We start from the raw sequence: 11554 nt of genomic DNA, 5'->3' as shown, positions 1-11554 counted from the left end.
ATTTACCTGTTGCGATTGCCGCGCCCCAGCGCGCGGCTCATCTGGGCCGCAATCTGCCCCTGAGAGCGGCGGAACCCCTGCACATCAGGTGTCGAAATGTTCATCACCACATTCACGGCACGCCCGGCGCCCTGCGTCCGCACGCCCAGTTTGCCATCGGCCCCGCGCGCAAGCGGCATGATCGCCTCTGGCCCGGCTTCTCCCATCAGCCCGGTGCCGCCGCGCATGGGAAACATGGTCGGGCCGCTGACCACACCGCCATTGGCGAACGGCATCACCCGGCCCTGGCTGAAGCTACCGCCATCAGCAAAGGGCAGAATTCCCTTCACCAACCCGCCGACCGTGTTGGCCAGCATGCCGCCAAAGTGGTCCGTCACCGGCTTGATCGCAGCCGCATAAGCCGTTTGGATCAACGAGTTCCTCAGGATATCCAACGCACCGGAAAGGCTCATCCCATCCAGAACGACACCATCGAAGGCCTTGCGCAATCCACTGGACATGCCGCGCTCCAGCGTGGCGACATCCTTGCCGGTCTCTTCAAATGCGGCGCTGATGCGCTTCATCTGGCTGTCAAACGCCGCCGCCATAGTCGCAGCATCGCCGAGGGAATCGCCCAGCGCTTCGCCTCGTTCTTGCAGGTCATCAAACCCGTCACGATCTGTCATCACGCTCTCCTTGTGTCTTGTCCGGATAGGCGGCCAGCAAAGCGTCCAACCCCGCCCGGTTCATTGCGGGCGCTCCGGAACCCTGCCCCAGCATCAGCCGCAGCTCTGCCGGGGTCAGACGCCAGAATTGATCCGGTGTCAGTCGCAGCCCCAGAAATCCGGCCCGCATCAGGGCAGGCCAGTCGAACCCGCTCATGCGCCCTCCGGCACCATGAAGGCGCGCGCCAACAATTCGGCTGCGGTTCTGGCGGCAGCCATGGGGCCGCCTTCGATCTCGGCATGCATCAGGTCGGCCCGGGCAATGTTCCAGCCACCGCCCCGCAAACCGGCACCGATCAGCGCCAGAACATCTGCACTGGAATACGCACCGCCCTCAAACCGTTGCACCAGCTCAACCAGCGACCCAGCATTCAGCTCCTGCTCCAGCTCCGCCAAAGCACCAAGCGTCAGTTTGAGCACACGCTGCTCGCCATCGATGGTCAGCGCCACCTCGCCTGTCCACGGATTGGCCATCGGATCAAAGCGCCGTAAAGGTCAGAGCACCGGCACTGGCCATGCTCATCTCATAGGTCGCCTCACCGTTGTGCGAGCCCGCATATTCGATGCTGGTCACCTGGAACGGGCCTTCTACAATCCCGAAATCAGGGATGATGACCTGAAAGGCCGGAGTTTCGCCATCAAAGAACAACTGCCGCGCGCGTTCATCCGTGCCAGCATCCTTGAACACGCCCGAGCCAGAGATAGAAGCCGATTTGACCCCCGCCCCGGACAAAAGCTCGCGCCATCCCCCCTGGCTTTCCAGACTGGTGACATCCACACTTTCAGCATTGAAACTTATGCGCGTGGCCCGCAGCCCCGCGATGGTCTGGAACAGGCCGGTACCGTTCATATCCATTTTGACCAACAGGTCTTTTCCGTTCTGGGCAGCCATGTGCTCTCTCCGTTGATTGCTTAGTCATCTTCCACGCGGGCGCGGAACTTCAGGTCGATCTGGCGGATGGTGCCGCCGGTCCCGGTGCGCCGGGCCGAGGCCCGCTCGAACCACAGCCCCACCAAACGCCCGCGAACCAGGTTAAGTGGCGCGTTTTCCAGCGCGTCACACACCGCGCCCGCCAGTGTTTTGGCAGCACCGAACCCTGCCTCCTGGGACACCACCGAAACGGTGAAGCGGTGTATCGCGCCCGCGCCTGTTCGGTCCGACGCGTCGCGCACCTCTTCGGGGCCCAGCGTCACATAGGTCTGCGGCACGGTTCCCGCGGGCACGGCATCATAGATCGCGCCCCCCGATTGGCTGCTGACTGCTGCGTCCGCTGAAAGCTGTTGATACACGGCCGCCTGCAAAGCGGCGGAAACGCCATAGCTCATGCCGCCACCTCTTCATCTGCGAAACAGGTCAGGAACTTGCCGCGCGGATCATGCTCGGCCACGGCCCGGATTACGAAACAGCGATTTCCCTCGCGAAACCGCTGATCTGGCGCGGGGCGCACCGAAGATCCCATGGGCGCACCACGTACCACGATGCGGTACCCGACACGCGAAACGGACGCTCCGGCGATCTGCCGTTCGGCCCCACTGCGCGCCGTCACCTCGGCCCATAGCGTCCCCATCGCAGCCCATGTTTCGGTATAGCCCCCCGACCCATCAGCACTTCGCATTGGCGCCTCCAGCACCAGTTTACGGTTCAGATGCGGCGTATTCATTGCGATACCCCCGCCCCGAAACGCACCATGCGATAGCGCTGGATCAGGCTGGTGACACCAAAGGGCATACACCCAGCGCCCAATGAGGTTTCATCCCGGTATTCATAGTAATGCGCCGCCAGCAGCAGCACGGCTTGCCCAAGATCGGCAGGCAACCCGCCCCAATCCTGCGCCATCCCTGCGACAAACGAAATCTTCACGGAACCACCCGTTTCGATGGCAGGCAGGCTGGATCCCAATGGGCGGATCCGGGGCCGCTGACTATCATGCTCCAGGCGATAGGTCGCGGCGTCCGCAACTGTTTCGGCTCCTTGCTTGTCAGTCAGCGTCACGGCCTGCACTGAAACCACCGGGGCCACAGGCAGCACTTCGCCCGACGGGTCGCGCCACCTGTTCAAACTCCACGAGAAATCCCGTGTGATCAGAACCGTGCCAGTACGCGCCTCGATCGCCGCGATGGCGGCCCGCAGGAACCCCTTCAACACTTCGTTCTGCACATCATCCTCGGCAAAGCCCGTGCCCAGCCTCAGATGCGCCTTGAACTGATCCACCGGCAGCGCCGCATCCGCGATGGCGGTTTCTTCGATCAACATCATCCATTCACTCCGCAATCTCGGACCCCTCCGGGGCCTCTCTCATGAAAATGACGGGCACGCGCCGCCCCACGTTGCTCGGACGGAGGGGAGCAGCTAGACAACGCAGAGGATCTCACTCCGGCCCGCGCCCGCCGTCCGAGGGGCCAGGGCCCCCCGGATTCAGCCCGCGTTAGGCGGTGCCGAATTTCACCAGCTTGATCGCAGCAAAGTCGCTGACATCGCCGCCGACGCGCTTGGTCGCGTAGAACAGGACATGTGGCTTGGCGCTGAACGGGTCGCGCAGCACGCGCAGATCAGGACGCTCGGCAATGGTGTAACCAGCCTGGAAGTCACCAAAGGCTATCGAGAAACTGTCGGTTGCCACATCCGGCATGTCCTCGGCGATCAGAACCGGATACCCCATCAGACGCGCCGGCTCACCTGCGGCCAAACCATCGGACCACAGGAAGCGGCCATCGCTGTCCTTCAGCTTGCGGATCACACCCGCAGTCTTCGAATTCATTATGAAGGTCCCGTTGACCCGGTACTGCGCGCCCAGCGCATAGACCACATCGACAATCGCATCCGCATCAATACCCGCATCAATACCGGTCGCGACATAGCCAACGCTGCCCCAGGACCAGCCATCATTCGGCACCGCTCGGTGGATCATCAACCCCTTAGGCTTGTCGACGCCATCGCCGTTGATGAATGCCGCCGCCTCGGCGCGTGCAAACTTGTCGGCAACACGCCCGGCCAGCCAGCCCTCGACGTCGAAGGCGCTGTCATCCAACAGACGCTGCGACGCTTTGGGCAGCGCGCTCAGCTCGTGCAGCGGGATCGAGATGCGATCGATCGACGGTGTTCCGGTTTCCGCTGTGGCCGAGTTTTCGTCAGCCCAGCCCGCACCTACATCGGTGTGATCGATCAGCACGTCGAACGAATTTGCCTCGACATTCACGACCGATGCAATCGAACGGATCGAGGCGGTCGAGTTCAAAACCGACTTGATCGTCTCGGCAGTCTGCGGATCAACCAGATAGCCACCATCGCTGTTGACCGCTGTTGACAGGGACTTGGCCTCCACCTCGAGGCCACGCAGCCCGTCATCTTCGCCGGACCGCACATAGGCGTCAAATGCCTTCTGATGCGGGGCTCCGTCTTCGATCGAGGCGGCAAGATGCGGGCGTGCCGCGATTGTTGATTTACGATCCAGCATGATCAGTCGCTCTTCTGTCTGTTGCAGTTTAGTATTAACTTCGGCTTTCAGTCCCTTGAATTCATTCACGAAGCCAGCCATCGCCTGCTTCACCTCCTGAACCAGGGGCGCACCCTCTCCGGTCAAGGCCGGGGTTTCGGTCTTGCTCATCAGCATGTCCTGTTCTGAGTGGTTTTGAGGCGCGCTAGTTCCGCGCCAGCTCCTGCCGGGCATCGTTGAATACGTCGGCAATACAGCGCAGGGCTTCCTCGGCGTCAGGTGTCTTTCCCTTCGCCGCCACCCGCGCACTGGGCAGCATCGGGAAGGTCACCAATGACACCTCCCACAGCTCCAGTTCGGTCAGGACCCGCTGGCCCCTGTCATTCTTCACGGCCCGTTTGGTGCGGTAGCCGATCGACAGACCATCCATCGCACCTGCCCGGATCAATTCTGCCGCCTCGCGGCCCTTCTGCGTGCTCTCCAGCAGACGCCCCTTGACCCACAGGCCCTTGTCGTCCTCGCGTACTTCGTCCCACACGCCGATGGGCTGCGCCGGATCATGCTGCCACAGCATCTTGACGCGCTGCCCCGCCCTGGCCAACCTGTCAAGCGAACCGCGATAGGCGCCACGCTGCACCACGTCACTGCCCTGATCGACCTGCCCAAACAGGCTGGCATAGCCCTCGATTACCGCATCATCCGTAACCGACAAACCGTCGCCGAACCGTGCGAACTTATGTTCCAAATCCATGAACTTCTCCACGTAACCCATTGAACTCATGGCGCTACCACCAAGAGAGATTGAAACGCCTGTGCCAGAATCACCGCCGCCACGCCATAAACCGTCAGCCACAGCCGGCGCTCCAGCCGCTCCATCATCTCTTCGATCTGATCCAGGCGCCGACACAGATGTGCATGCTGGATCTCGGCCACCCGCTCATGCGCGGCCAGACGCAGACCTGGCGCGCACTCGAACGAGGGATACCCCTCACCCATCCGCACGCTCCGGCAGGCCCAGCAAGGCGCGCTTCTCGGCGTTGGTCAGGAAGTTGGCCCCATTGACCCGCGCCCATTGCGCATCCCGTTCTGCGGACAGCGCAGGCACCTGATCCAGGTCAGGCTTCAACACCAGCTCCTCGCCGGTAAAGCCCGCCAGCCAGTCCGACACCGCCGCCGCCACCCGCGTCACCAGGGGCAGAACGGTCAGACGATAGAACGCCCGGTTGGCCTCCTGATAGTTCGAATAGGTCGCGTCGCCCTGGATCCCCAGCAGCATCGGCGGGACCCCAAAGGCCAGCGCGATCTCGCGGGCGGCGGCTTCCTTGGTCTTCTGAAACTCCATGTCCGAGGGCGAAAAGCCCATCGGCTTCCAGTCCAATCCCCCCTCCAGAACCATCGGCCGGCCCGCATTGCGTGCCCCGCGATAGTTCTGTTCGATCTCATCCGACAGACGCCGGAACTGATCCTCGGCCATCACCCCGTGACCATCGCCCTTCCACACCAGCGCCCCCGAAGGCCGCGCCGCATTGTCCAGCAGCGATTTCGACCACCGCGACGCGCTGTTATGCACATCAATCGCCATCGCCGCTGCCTGCATCGGCGAGAACCCATAGTGGTCATCCTGCGGATGGAACGACTTGATATGACAGATGTTTTCCGCTGCGAAGCGATGCTTTTTACCACCCACCGCATAGTCATATGCCTTGGGCCAGCCATCCGCGCCCGGCACCACGCTCATCCGGTCGGAACGCAATACATGCAGTTCGACCGGCAGGCCTTCCTCTGCCTGAACCGCCTCGACATAGGCATTGCCCGACAGCAGCAACTGCCCGAACAGAGCCTCCATCAACTCCGCTTGCCCCTGCGCCGCATTCGGACGACGCATCAGGGACAAGATCGGATGGGTATCAAACCGCTGCACCTGATCCTGCAACACCAACGGCAAAGCCGCCGCCGCCTCGGCAATCAGCTTGACGGAACGAAACCCCACCGGGTTCCCCGAAAACCCCGTGCGCGTCAGCGACACCGCGTCCCTGGGGCTCCACGCTACGCGCCCGCCCGTCTGCCACGCCACCACCGGCCCAGCCGCGCTTGCTTTTGCCTCGGGCGCCGCTTCAGCCGATCCACGACGCAAGAAATCGAATACCATCTGTGCTCCTTTCTGCCGCCGCTCTGCCCGGCTTTTTGAAAGGAGTTATGACGGAAAGACGTTTAAGCCTCGGGAATGGGGCGTACGGGGGGTGGGCAACGGTTGGAAACAGCTAAATCCACACTTGGTAACGCGTAGCCCAATCAAAACTTAACGACTGGTTCTAAAATTTCGGTTGTGATCATTCTATCTCGCTTCGCGCTCCTTTATAGAAGAAGAAACACAAAGTCGGGAAACCTATGAGAAACATAGTATTTTCAAGCCTATTGGTATTCACTCCCCTTGAAATTTCACTAGCGCAAGACGACCAATCATCGCTTGCTCAAGAAATAGAGAAATCTTCCGAGACCCGACGGATCGAGGGAGGAAACAAGATTGGCAGTCGTGAATACTTCCCTGAAATACGTTTTCGAAACTATATTGATGTGCGCGGCTGCAATCTGACTGCCGTGGCTGAAGAAACGACAGCTCAAGGCATACGAACTCTCGGCATCACTTTTGATCTCGCGAGAACTGACCTACCCGACCCCAATGATCCCAACAGCTCGGATTGGGGTGTTGTCAGCCTGGCGGAGCATATTCAGTTCGGGGAGATAGCGTTTAGATTTATCGAACCGTATAGTCCTACTCCGTATGGAACAGGCGACCTTTACGGTTCCATGGAGTTTTCTCCCGAAAAATCTTACTCGTTCGGGATGAACGAATTGCAAGACGCTGAACAGCCTCATCGGCTGTTAAGTCTGCTTCACCAATATCAAGCCCAGTATTGCGCCTTATCGGGATAGAACGATCATAACTGTTGACTTCGCTTCATTGGTACGGCGCGCTGAGAAGTTAGTGAATGAACTTCACAACACCCGCACCCTCGGCCGCCGATACGCCCCCGCAGGCCCCACCACCAACTCATGCAGCGCCCAGACCAGCGCATCAACCCGGTCGGGCGAGCCCTGCCCCTCAAACCCGCGCGCGGTCATCTGGCACATCTGCTCTTCCAGCGCGTCCAGTCCGACCGCGTGCGAAACCCGCCCCTGCTCGTACAACGCCGCCACAGGCTCGGCCCGTGCGACCTTGCCGCGCGACGCCCGCACCGCGCGATAAGGCACCAGAGGGTCCACCTGCCGCACAACCTCTTCCACCAGTTGCCCGCCCTGATTGACCTCGGCCACCAGCCGTTCGGCCCCGAACTCATCCATCGCGTCAATCGCCGCCTGTGCCCAGCCTGCCGGACCAACGCCCTGCACCGTCCGGTCAGCCAGCACAAAGGCCCGCCACTCCTCGGGCGGCCCCTGCACTTGCGCGCCGACCACCACGATCCCGCAGGCATCTGCACCCGACCCCGCCGTTACCGCCGGATCCAGCGCCACGACAACCCGATCCAGCTCGGGCACCGCCTTGACCCGCGCCGCCTCCAGCATCGAGCCGGTCCACAGCGCCCCCTCGGCATCCGACAGCAGCACCCCGTCCAACTCCTGCCGCCCCAACCGCGTACCGGCATAGCGCGCGCGCACCTCTTCCAGAAAAGATCCCGCCAGATTGGCCCGGTTCGCCTCGGTCGGTGCATGGGTCTGCACCGTGGAGGGCGACGCCAGCAAATCCTTCAAAACCTTCACGTTACGCGGCGTGGTCGTCACACAGACCCGAGGGCGCTCGCCCAGCCGCAACGCAAATTGCAGCATGTCCCAGGTCTCACCCGCTTTCTTCCACTTGGCCAGCTCATCCACCCAGGCCGCATCGAATTGCGGGCCGCGCAGCCCCTCGGGGTCATGCGCAGAAAAGGCCTGCGCCTCGGCCCCGTTGGGCCAGACCAGCTTGCGCTCGGATGCCTTCCACTGCGGCCGACGATCCGGGGGCGAGCATTGCAATATCCCGCTGTCGCCAAAGATCATCACATCGCGCACCTGATCGAATGTCTCACCCACCAAGGCCACCCGACAGGCCTCACCACGATCCAACGGCAAAGCCCCCTCGACCATCTGTCGCACCCACTCGGCCCCGGCGCGCGTCTTGCCCGCACCGCGCCCGCCCATGATCACCCAGGACCGCCAGTCGCCCTCGGGCGGCAACTGATGCGGCAGCGCCCAGAATTCGAACAGGAAAGGGAGGGCACACAGCCCTCCCTCCCCGATCTCACTCAGAAATCTGTTCTGCACCGCAACAGGCGCGGAGGCGAGCCAGCCTGCACCCGACTTCAAACCGAGCTCGGTCAAGGTCGAGCGCGTACCCTCCTTGGGCAATTCCGGCTTGTCTGTGATGTTGTTCGACAAAGCTTGTCTCCACTTTCTGACAACTTCGGATCAGCCCCTCTAACTGCCCGAGTTGCTTGGCTGAACCAGCAAGATCTGCATCCTCCCCGGCTCCGATCTGTTTGCGCAGGTCTTCCGCCGCTTGCCGCAGATCGCGAATGGACCTCTCAAGCGACTGCAACAATTCAGCCGTCTGGGAAATCCGCTCTTCCGGGGTAATCAAAGTCATGTTTGCCTGTGACCTCATGCGTGAGTTTTCTCCGCACGAGAGAAGCAAAAAACGGCCACCGGGTCGCCCCGGGGCCGTTGCCCACTTCTTCTAGCATGACACAAGCTATACGGTATTAAGTGCGCAAAGTCAATGAGTTGCGCAACGTCGACGCAACACGTAGCGGTCGCTGTGTTGAGTATTCCTTTACCTGATGCTCTCAGCTCTGGCCTGTCAAATCCTGCGCCAGCATCAGCGCATTCCTATCCGGATCATAAAACGTTGCCGTGCTGACCATACCCTCAATCGTGTCCGTTTCACCGTCAAATTCCACTCCTGCAAGTTCCAACTTTCCGCGCGCCTCCGCGATATCCGCGACTTCGAAAACAGGCACGCAATTCCCCGGAGAGGCTTCGGCCTGTTCGCCCAGCCCCAAAGTGACTCGGTCGACATTGGTTCGCAATTCGCTCCATCCCGCTTCATCAATGTGGTGGATAAGCTCAAATCCCATCTTGGCGGCATACCATTCCGCACTGGCGTGTCGATCCCGAACGGACATCGCAAGTGTGATGGTGTTTTTCAATGAAACGAGCGACATAAGGCTTTTCCTTTTTGAAAATTATATTTACTATACTTTATGGACATCAATACACTTGTCAAGCTGACATCGCGGGCTTGGTCCCTGAAAATTCTTGCCCTGCTGCACGCCAAAGTTCCGGGCCGGCAAGCCCCGCTTTTGGCAGCGACCGACGCTAGCCGAACGGCCTTTGCAGCCAGCCTTTCTCATCTTATTGAACTTGGAATGATCGAAAGAAATCCCGGCCATGGGCACCCTTTACGTCCAGAATTTCGACTTACGCCATTCGGAACCCAGGCCGCCACGGTCGCCAGCAAGATAATTAATACCGCCCGCTCTGAGGATGAAATCAAACTTCTACGAAAATCATGGACTGTGCCAGTTCTGGCGTTGACAGGTACCCCTCATCGTTTCTCGGCCATCAAATCTGGTCTTACGATCATTACAGATCGGGCGCTGTCCTCATCCCTTCACCAATTGGAAGCACAAAACTGGATCCGACGCGACATTCACACTGCCGAGAGGATGCCATTTCCAACCTATCAGGCCGTGAATACTGGAATGGCGATCAACAGGGCCGTTGGTTTTACGCTGTAATTCAATGGCAGTCTGGTGCCGCGAACAGTGCCTTATTCGACTCAGTAGACCACCAGAAGGCTTGCCAGCGCTTGACATTTCATGGCGGAACCCTCATGTGCCCCACATCACAGCGCTGATGCGTGAGTTCAAGCGGACCTCGTCCGCCCCACAGCGCCAACTCATCATTCCAGTTCCCCATCACGCAGGGTTCTTGACGCGGCGGCCGGATGGCGCAGGATACGCCTGCTCGTCCCGAGGTCTCGCACAACCCCTGTCGGTCGCCAACGCGCGACCCTTCATGACCTGTCCCTGGGCCAACGCTCCGGGCTGCAAAGGATAGTTATTTGTTCGACTTTGATATGCTGGGCCTTGCCCCAGCACTGAACGAGGCACTCAAACGCGCCAATTTCACTCAACCCACCCCGATCCAGAACCAGGCGATTCCGCTTGCTCTGAATGGTCACGACATTCTGGGACTGGCGCAAACCGGCACCGGAAAGACCTTGGCTTTTGGCCTGCCTCTGATCGATCACCTTCTGGCCCAACCCGGCAAGCCCGACCCGAAAACCGCCAAAGCACTGATCCTGGCGCCCACCCGCGAACTTGTGAATCAAATCGCCGACAGCCTCCGCACCTTGACGAAAGGCACCAAGCTGCGTGTGGCCACCGTTGTCGGTGGCCAATCGATCAACAAGCAGATAATGTTCCTTTCCCGTGGCACCGATATTCTGGTCGCCACACCGGGCCGCCTGATAGATCTGATGGAGCGGGGCGCGGTAAACCTCGGAGCGGTGCGCCATCTGGTGCTGGACGAAGCAGACCAGATGCTTGACCTGGGCTTTATCCATGCGCTGCGAAAAATCGCTCCGGCACTGGGCACCCCACGCCAAACCATGTTGTTTTCGGCCACCATGCCGAAGCAGATGGAAGAGCTCAGCCGCGCTTACCTGACCAACCCGCAACGGGTGCAGGTCTCGCCTCCGGGCAAAGCCGCAGACAAGATTACGCAATCTCTGCACTTCGTCTCCAAACCCGGGAAACCAGCCAAGCTGCGTGAAATCCTGTCGAAGGACATGGATGCCCTGACACTGGTCTTTACCCGCACCAAACATGGCGCGGAACGGCTGATGAAAGGGCTTGTGGCCGATGGCTACAACGCCGCATCCATCCACGGCAACAAAAGCCAGGGTCAGCGTGATCGCGCGATCAAGGCGTTCCGCGCGGGTGACATCAACATTCTGGTGGCCACCGACGTTGCCGCCCGGGGCATCGACATCCCGGGCGTCGCCTACGTGATCAACTTCGACCTGCCCGAGGTACCTGACAACTACGTCCACCGTATCGGGCGCACTGCCCGCGCAGGGCGCGAGGGCGAAGCCATCGCCTTCTGTTCCGCGGAAGAAGTTGATCTGCTGCGCCAGATTCAAAAGCTAATGAAGATCGAGATTCCAGTTGCCAGTGGCGCGATGCCCGAAGCTGTGCAACCTGAAAAACCGGCGCGCCGCCCGAACAACCCTCGCCGGGGGTTCAAACCCAAACCCGCCGACGCGGGGTCAAAACCCGCAGCAAACAAACGGCGTCGTCCACGCGGCAGACGTCCGGCGGCCTAAGATCGGAACACAAAAAAACCAACGCCGGTTCAATGACCGGCGTTGGCGCA

The 11554-nt window shown here is 60.7% G+C and carries 16 protein-coding genes; 3 read left to right on the top strand and 13 right to left on the bottom strand.

Going from position 1 to position 11554, the window contains the following annotated elements; all coding sequences use genetic code 11:
• Positions 1-2: 2 nt before the first annotated feature.
• The 11 genes from GOW31_RS02460 to GOW31_RS02410 all read right to left on the bottom strand — a co-directional run bounded on the left by GOW31_RS02460 (position 3) and on the right by GOW31_RS02410 (position 6287).
• Positions 3-665 (bottom strand): phage tail tape measure protein, encoded by a 663-nt coding sequence (locus GOW31_RS02460; protein ID WP_171167644.1) that lies wholly within the window; start codon positions 663-665, stop codon positions 3-5.
• The gene (locus GOW31_RS02455) at positions 652-861 is read right to left on the bottom strand and encodes a rcc01693 family protein (protein ID WP_152458311.1); all 210 of its coding nucleotides are present in this window, start codon (positions 859-861) and stop codon (positions 652-654) included. Before GOW31_RS02455 ends, GOW31_RS02460 begins: the two co-directional genes overlap by 14 nt.
• Positions 858-1178 (bottom strand): gene transfer agent family protein, encoded by a 321-nt coding sequence (locus GOW31_RS02450; RefSeq protein WP_171167642.1) that lies wholly within the window; start codon positions 1176-1178, stop codon positions 858-860. Before GOW31_RS02450 ends, GOW31_RS02455 begins: the two co-directional genes overlap by 4 nt.
• Positions 1179-1182: 4 nt before the next feature.
• Positions 1183-1596, bottom strand: a complete 414-nt coding sequence (locus GOW31_RS02445; protein WP_170343937.1) for a phage major tail protein, TP901-1 family — start codon at positions 1594-1596, stop codon at positions 1183-1185.
• A gap of 20 nt (positions 1597-1616) precedes the next feature.
• Positions 1617-2030, bottom strand: coding sequence for a DUF3168 domain-containing protein (locus tag GOW31_RS02440; RefSeq protein ID WP_152458314.1), 414 nt, complete (start codon positions 2028-2030; stop codon positions 1617-1619).
• Positions 2027-2365, bottom strand: coding sequence for a phage head closure protein (locus tag GOW31_RS02435; RefSeq protein ID WP_171115397.1), 339 nt, complete (start codon positions 2363-2365; stop codon positions 2027-2029). The genes GOW31_RS02440 and GOW31_RS02435 overlap by 4 nt, the downstream gene beginning before the upstream one ends.
• Positions 2362-2961: a head-tail connector protein gene (locus tag GOW31_RS02430; RefSeq protein WP_171115395.1), complete on the bottom strand. Its 600-nt coding sequence runs from the start codon at positions 2959-2961 to the stop codon at positions 2362-2364. Before GOW31_RS02430 ends, GOW31_RS02435 begins: the two co-directional genes overlap by 4 nt.
• Positions 2962-3130: 169 nt before the next feature.
• A complete protein-coding gene (locus tag GOW31_RS02425; protein WP_171167640.1) occupies positions 3131-4309 on the bottom strand; it encodes a phage major capsid protein in 1179 nt (392 codons plus the stop codon).
• Between the two features lie 34 nt (positions 4310-4343).
• The gene (locus tag GOW31_RS02420; RefSeq protein WP_171167639.1) at positions 4344-4889 is read right to left on the bottom strand and encodes an HK97 family phage prohead protease; all 546 of its coding nucleotides are present in this window, start codon (positions 4887-4889) and stop codon (positions 4344-4346) included.
• 26 nt (positions 4890-4915) lie between these two features.
• Positions 4916-5134 (bottom strand): hypothetical protein, encoded by a 219-nt coding sequence (locus GOW31_RS02415; RefSeq protein ID WP_152458319.1) that lies wholly within the window; start codon positions 5132-5134, stop codon positions 4916-4918.
• Entirely contained in the window at positions 5127-6287 is a 1161-nt protein-coding gene (locus GOW31_RS02410) for a phage portal protein (protein ID WP_171167636.1), read from the bottom strand. The genes GOW31_RS02415 and GOW31_RS02410 overlap by 8 nt, the downstream gene beginning before the upstream one ends.
• A 239-nt stretch (positions 6288-6526) precedes the next feature.
• Between GOW31_RS02410 and GOW31_RS02405 the strand changes: the two genes are divergently transcribed.
• Positions 6527-7072 carry a hypothetical protein gene (locus GOW31_RS02405; protein WP_171167634.1) on the top strand — a complete coding sequence of 182 codons (546 nt, stop codon included), beginning with the start codon at positions 6527-6529 and terminating at the stop codon, positions 7070-7072.
• A gap of 63 nt (positions 7073-7135) precedes the next feature.
• Here GOW31_RS02405 and GOW31_RS02400 read toward each other — a convergent pair whose 3' ends face one another.
• Together GOW31_RS02400 and GOW31_RS02395 are read right to left on the bottom strand one after the other, a co-directional pair.
• Entirely contained in the window at positions 7136-8362 is a 1227-nt protein-coding gene (locus GOW31_RS02400; RefSeq protein ID WP_171168641.1) for a DNA-packaging protein, read from the bottom strand.
• 596 nt (positions 8363-8958) lie between these two features.
• Positions 8959-9336, bottom strand: a complete 378-nt coding sequence (locus GOW31_RS02395) for a VOC family protein (RefSeq protein WP_171167632.1) — start codon at positions 9334-9336, stop codon at positions 8959-8961.
• A gap of 39 nt (positions 9337-9375) precedes the next feature.
• Between GOW31_RS02395 and GOW31_RS02390 the strand changes: the two genes are divergently transcribed.
• Together GOW31_RS02390 and GOW31_RS02385 are read left to right on the top strand one after the other, a co-directional pair.
• Positions 9376-9912, top strand: a complete 537-nt coding sequence (locus tag GOW31_RS02390; RefSeq protein WP_171167630.1) for a winged helix-turn-helix transcriptional regulator — start codon at positions 9376-9378, stop codon at positions 9910-9912.
• A gap of 326 nt (positions 9913-10238) precedes the next feature.
• Positions 10239-11504 carry a DEAD/DEAH box helicase gene (locus GOW31_RS02385; protein WP_171167628.1) on the top strand — a complete coding sequence of 422 codons (1266 nt, stop codon included), beginning with the start codon at positions 10239-10241 and terminating at the stop codon, positions 11502-11504.
• Positions 11505-11554: the final 50 nt, after the last annotated feature.

It is taken from the genome of Ruegeria sp. HKCCA0370 (genome assembly GCF_013033705.1).
Taxonomy (GTDB): domain Bacteria; phylum Pseudomonadota; class Alphaproteobacteria; order Rhodobacterales; family Rhodobacteraceae; genus Ruegeria.
The sequence above is the reverse complement of the archived record's forward strand: the minus strand, read 5'-3'. Positions and strand labels throughout refer to the sequence as shown.